This is a genomic window from Lapillicoccus sp. (assembly GCF_025353065.1).
Lineage (GTDB): Bacteria > Actinomycetota > Actinomycetes > Actinomycetales > Dermatophilaceae > Lapillicoccus.
The window spans coordinates 1-5,679 of record NZ_JANXRJ010000198.1 but is presented as its reverse complement, the minus strand read 5'-3'; the positions used below and the strand labels follow the sequence as shown (position 1 = coordinate 5,679).

Sequence of the window (5,679 nt, the reverse complement as noted above, 5' to 3'; positions counted from 1 at the left end):
CCACCGGCGCGGCGGGCGCGACCGGCGCGGCGGGCGCGACCGGCGCGGCGACGGATCCCGCCGTCAGCGGGGCAACGGCGGCGGATTTCATCGGCACGGGGGGCGCGGCGGATTTCATCGGCGCGGGGGGTGCCGCGGCCGGCACGGGGACAGGCGCGACGGCAGTCACCAGGGCTGCGGGCGATGCGGCGGCATACCCGCGGGACGAGATCGAGCTGCTGCTGGGTCCGAGCAGCCGCGACCCGGCGGTCGCTCCGAGAGTCGTCACACCGGCACCGGCAGCGGCGACCACGATCGAGCGCAACACGGCACGCCGAGCGGTGGGGGCCGGGGAGGTGCTGGTCGCGGTCGCGACGCTGACATCGAGCAGGTCTGGGACAGAGGCGGATTCCGCGGTATGCGTGGGGCCGGGAGAGCCCGTGGGGTCGGGGCGGTCGACAGGGAACATGGAGGGGTGAGGTCCGATCGTGACGTCGTCAACCGCCGGCGGTGGGGATGGCCCACCAGGGGAGCCGTTGGCGGATGACGCTGAGAGGGACGCTATGCACGCAGCGCGGCCGACACATCGGTCAAATAGCTATTTTCATCTTAAATGGTATAAATCACCCACAACGTCAGGACGGCCAGACGGCCGGCCGCTTCCCCAGGAAGGCCGCCATGCCCTCTTTCGCGGCGTCCGACTGACTGGCGCCGGCCATCACCTCGAGCGCCACGGCATACGCGTCGCGCTCGGGACGGTCGAGCTGGGCGTAGAGCGTCTGCTTGCCGAGCGCCTTGGCCGAGGCACTGCCGCGGGTCGTGCGCGCGACGAGCTCCGCGACGGCCGAGTCGAGCTCGTCGTCGGGGACGGCGTAGTTGACCAGGCCCCAGTCCGCGGCCGTCGTCGCGTCGACGACGTCACCGCTCAGCGCCATCTCCATCAGGCGCTTGCGGCCGATGCTCCGGGCGACGGGCACCGCCGGGGTGTGGCAGAACCAGCCGCCCTTGCCACCGGGCAGCGCGAATCCGGCCGACTGCGCCGCCACGGCGAGGTCGCAGGAGGCGACGAGCTGGCAGCCCGCCGCAGTGGCCAGCGCGTGCACCCGGGCGACGACCACCTGGGGCACCGACTCGATCGCCTGCATCACCGCCGTGCACAGTCGCAGCAGGTCGCGGACGCCGTCGACGTCTCGCGCGGCCACGTCGGCGAAGTCGTGCCCCGCGCTGAAGACCGGCCCGTCGGCCGCGAGGACGATCGCCTTGGCGTTGCCACGTCCGGTCTCGAGGAAGGCAGCCAGCAGCTCCCGGAGGTGGTCCTCGGACAGCGAGTTGCGCCGAGCGGCGCGGGCCATCGTGATGGTGACCGTGTCGCCGGACCGTTCGACGCGGATGTGCTCGTATGCCGCGTCGCCGGCCCCCGGGTCGTCGGTGGCGATGGGTCGGACATCGATCTCGGTCATCGCGCGAGTCTAGATCGCCCGAATGGCGGCCGACCGGGTCAGGTGCGGGCGTCCTGCGGACCGTCGGGCTCGCGGGTCGGAGCGACCTCGTCGAAGACCGCCGTCACCCGCGACAGCGGGCTCATCACCCATCGGAAGCTCCCCGCCGCAGGCAGCCGCAGCGCCTTCAACGCCGCGACGCGATCCCACTCCGGCAGCTCGCGGACGCGAAACGCCATGCCCCCGGCCGCGAACCGGTGCTGCTCCAGATCGCTGACCAGGTTCCTGTCCGCCTGGCCGATCCGGTATGCCGCGGCCCCCCAGGCGGCCCGCCACTCCATCGAGACGGTCTGCACGAGCCGCCCTCCCGGGTGGCCTCTCCGGACCTCGAGATAGAGGTATCCCCAGTCCTGCTCCCCGTCGATCCGCGCGAGGTGTCGGGCCACGACCTCGGTGTCGGACAACGCTGCCCGGGCATCCGACCCCCCGGCATACCGCTGTCGCAGGCACTCGGCGAGGATCTGCCAGTCACCGGGGCGCAGGATGAGCCGGACCCGCGCCGTCGGCGGCCAGACCACGGGCGCCAGCACGATCGTCCAGGGGTCGGCGGGTGGCACCGCGGGACGGGAGCTGGGGGCGCAGCCCCCCGCGGCCGACTCGACGCCACGCCAGAAGTCCTCGAAGGCACCGAGTGACGGCAGCCAGCCGCGAGCCTCCTCCAGGCCGCCACCGGTCGCGCACACCACGGTCAGGGTGCGCAGCTCTGCTCTCACCGCCCGCTCCCCCGACCCCGGACGAGCTCGGTCCGGCCACGTGTCGTCCGGAGAGACGCCGGTGGCAGCGCCGTCAGGCGCGTCCTGCCAGTAGAGCGGGATCACGACCCGTCGTCCGGCCGCCGCGTCATCCCGCCGACCGCGGGCCGAGCGCTCGGTCACCTCGAAGGTCTCGAAGGCGGGCTCAGGCCACCTCATCGTCGGCTCGTCACCGCATGGGCCGCCAGACCACGAGCGCCTGGGTCGAGCCGATCAGTCGCGGCGGTCGTTGGCCGGGACGGACGCTGATGATGTCGCCACCGGTCCCTGCGGCGAAGATGCGGGAGCCGGGTTCCGTTCTGGCGCGGGCTCGCTCGACCTCGGTGCGCAACTCGGCGACCCGGAGGCGCAGCGCCGTGACCTGGTTCTCGAGGTCGAGGATGCGCTGGATGCCGGCGAGCGAGACACCCTCCTCCTGGGAGAGCCGCTGCACCTCGCGCAGCCGGGCGACGTCGCGCCCGGAGTAGCGCCGCCCGCCACCGCGGGTGCGCGACGGGGAGACCAGGCCGATCCGGTCGTACTGCCGCAGGGTCTGGGCGTGCATCCCCGCGAGCTGCGCGGCGACGGAGATGACGAAGACCGGGGTGTCGTCCTCGGGGCCGAAGCCCGCCGAGCCGGGACCGGTGATCATCGTCATCGCCTCCTTCGCTCGTGCGCTGGGCTGCTACCGACGGGATGCCGTGGTGTCCTGATGAACGCGCTGCCGCAGCAACGGGATTCCCGGGCACCACGGCATACCGGCGTCAGGTGCGGGCGCGCTCGAAGAGCTCGGCCCGCGGGTCCAGGTCGACCTCGTCGGCCTGCAGCCGCTCGAGGGCTTCCTTGGCCGCGTCGGTGAGCCGCTGCGGCACGAGGATCTGCACCTTGGCCAGCAGGTCGCCGGTGGTGCCGTCCCGGGTGACGCCGCGGCCCTTGACCCGCAGGGTGCGCCCACCGGGGGTGCCGGGCGCGACCTTGACCTTGACGGCGGCGCCGTCCAGGGTCGGGACCTGGACGGTGGCGCCGAGCGCTGCCTCGGCGAAGGTCACGGGCAGGTCGACGGTGAGGTTGTCGCCGTCCCGGCCGAAGACCGGGTGCTTCTCGACGGTCACGGTGATGATCAGGTCGCCCGCTCCGGCACCCGGGTCACCCTGAGCGCCCTTGCCCCGCAACCGGATCTTCTGTCCGTCGCGGACCCCGGGCGGGATGCGGGTGGTCACCCGGTCGCCGTTGACGGTGAAGGCCGAGGTGGTCCCCGACACGGCGTCGCGGAAGGGGAGGGTCACCCGCGCCTGCACGTCGCTGCCCTTGCGGGGGCCGCGGGTGGCGCCGTAGGGGTCGAAGCCGCCGGAGAAGCCGCCGGGCGCCCCGCCCTGACCGCCGAAGAGACTGCCCAGCAGGTCGTTGATGTCGGGTGAGGCTCCCGGCTGCCCGCCGGTCGTGTAACGGGTCCGGCTGCCGGCCCCCCCGCCGCCACCGAAGCTCGAGAACAGGTCCTCGAACCCGCCCCCACCGCCGCTGCCGCCGGAGGTGAAGCGGGCACCGCCCCGGGCCATGGCCCGGACCTGGTCGTACTCCTTGCGCTGCTCGGGATCGGAGAGGACGGAATAGGCCTCGCCGACCTCCTTGAACTTCAGCTCGGACGCCGCGTTGCCCGACGTCTGGTCGGGGTGGTGCTTGCGCGCGAGCTTGCGGTAGGCCTTCTTGATCGCCGCGGCGTCGGCGTCGGAGGGGACGCCGAGGGTGGCGTAGAAGTCCTTCTCAAACCAGTCCTGGCTCGCCATCTCGACGTCCCTCCGCTCGCATCACGTTGCCACCACTGCCCGTTCGGTATGCCGCGCCTCGCCGGCGCGGGCCGCCCCCGTCACCGGGGGTCGGCAACCGACACCCGGGCCGGTCGCACGACCCGCTCCCCCACCTTGAACCCGGGCTGCAGCACCTGCACGACCGTGGTCGCGGTCGTGCCCTCGGGCAGGTCGGCCTCGACGTGCATGAGGGCCTCGTGCACCGCGGGGTCGAACTCCTCGCCAGCAGCCCCGAGCCGGGTCACGCCGAACCGGCCGAGGATGCCGTCGAGCTTGTCGGCGATCGAGGCGAACGGGGTGCCCTCGAGGTCACCGTGCTCGCGGGCGAGGTGGATGTCGTCGAGGACCGGCAGCAACGAGACGACGACCTGGCCGACGCCCTGCTCCTTGGCGACATCACGGTCGCGGTCGACACGGCGCTTGTAGTTGACGTACTCGGCCTGGAGCCGGCGGAGGTCCTCGAGGTAGTCGACGTTGGCCGCGCCCGGCGCCACCGACGCAGTCGCGCCACCAGCGGATTCCGGTGTCACACCGTCGTGCGCTGTCACACCGTCGTTCTGGGCCTCGGTGTTGAAGAACTCCGCCTCGATGGCCGCGTCGTAGTCGTCGTCGCCGGGGTCGACCGATGCCGATCCGGCCCGCTCGACGACGACCTCGTCGGGCTCGATGACGATCTCCTCGTCGGGCTTGTCGGAGCCCGCCTGACCGCTGTGATCGCTCCGGTCGAACTCACCGGGATGGTCGGTCACTTCTTGTCCTGAGGCTTCTCGTCCTCGTCCTCGTCCACGACCTCGGCGTCGACGATGTCCTCGTCCGCCGCGCTCGACCTGGCGGAGTCCTGCGGACCCGCCGATCCGCCTGTGCCACCGTCGGTTCCGCCGGCCGCACCCTCGCTGGAGGCCGCGGCATACATCGCGTGGCCCATCTTCTGCGAGACCTCGGAGAGGGCGCTCGTCTTGGCCGTGATGTCCTCGACGTCGGTGCCCGGGGACTCCTTGGTGCCGACCGCGACCTTGAGCGCGGCGAGAGCGGTCTCGACCTCGCCCTTCTCGGCGGCGGGGATCTTCTCGGCGTTGTCGACGAGGAACTTCTCGGTCGAGTAGACGAGCTGCTCCGCGGTGTTGCGGGCCTCGATCTCCTCGACGCGCTTCTTGTCCTCGTCGGCGTGCTGCTCGGCGTCGCGGACCATCCGCTCGATCTCGTCCTTGCCCAGCGCGGACCCGCCGGAGATCGTCATCGACTGCTCCTTGCCGGTGCCCTGGTCCTTGGCGGAGACGTGCACGATGCCGTTGGCGTCGATGTCGAAGGTGACCTCGATCTTCGGCACACCGCGCGGAGCCGGCGCGATGCCGGTCAGCTCGAAGGTGCCGAGCCCCTTGTTGTGCTGCGCGATGTCGCGCTCACCCTGGAAGACCTGGATGAGGACGGACGGCTGGTTGTCGTCGGCCGTCGTGAAGATCTCGCTGCGCTTGGTCGGGATCGCGGTGTTGCGCTCGATGAGCTTGGTGAAGCGGCCGTGCTGGGTCTCGATGCCGAGGCTGAGGGGGGTGACGTCGATGAGCAGGACGTCCTTGCGCTCGCCCTTGAGGACACCGGACTGCAGGCTCGCGCCCACGGCGACGACCTCGTCGGGGTTGACGCCCTTGTTGGGCTCCTTGCCGCCGG

Annotated in this window: 6 protein-coding genes and 1 pseudogene; all 7 read right to left on the bottom strand. The window is 72.0% G+C overall.

What is annotated here, in order from left to right:
- A pseudogene (locus tag Q0R63_RS15335) lies at positions 1-448 on the bottom strand (hypothetical protein); the annotation flags it as partial.
- Between the two features lie 166 nt (positions 449-614).
- Positions 615-1,439, bottom strand: a complete 825-nt coding sequence (locus tag Q0R63_RS15330) for an enoyl-CoA hydratase-related protein (RefSeq protein WP_295699062.1) — start codon at positions 1,437-1,439, stop codon at positions 615-617.
- 38 nt (positions 1,440-1,477) lie between these two features.
- The gene (locus Q0R63_RS15325; protein WP_295699059.1) at positions 1,478-2,389 is read right to left on the bottom strand and encodes a hypothetical protein; all 912 of its coding nucleotides are present in this window, start codon (positions 2,387-2,389) and stop codon (positions 1,478-1,480) included.
- Between the two features lie 10 nt (positions 2,390-2,399).
- Positions 2,400-2,867 carry a MerR family transcriptional regulator gene (locus Q0R63_RS15320; RefSeq protein ID WP_295699057.1) on the bottom strand — a complete coding sequence of 156 codons (468 nt, stop codon included), beginning with the start codon at positions 2,865-2,867 and terminating at the stop codon, positions 2,400-2,402.
- Positions 2,868-2,973: 106 nt separating this feature from the next.
- Positions 2,974-3,993, bottom strand: coding sequence for a DnaJ C-terminal domain-containing protein (locus tag Q0R63_RS15315; protein ID WP_295699054.1), 1,020 nt, complete (start codon positions 3,991-3,993; stop codon positions 2,974-2,976).
- Positions 3,994-4,073: 80 nt separating this feature from the next.
- Positions 4,074-4,763: a nucleotide exchange factor GrpE gene (gene grpE, locus Q0R63_RS15310; RefSeq protein WP_295699051.1), complete on the bottom strand. Its 690-nt coding sequence runs from the start codon at positions 4,761-4,763 to the stop codon at positions 4,074-4,076.
- A partial coding sequence (locus Q0R63_RS15305; RefSeq protein WP_295699049.1) for an Hsp70 family protein occupies positions 4,760-5,679 on the bottom strand: 920 nt, incomplete at its 5' end. The genes grpE and Q0R63_RS15305, both read right to left, overlap by 4 nt.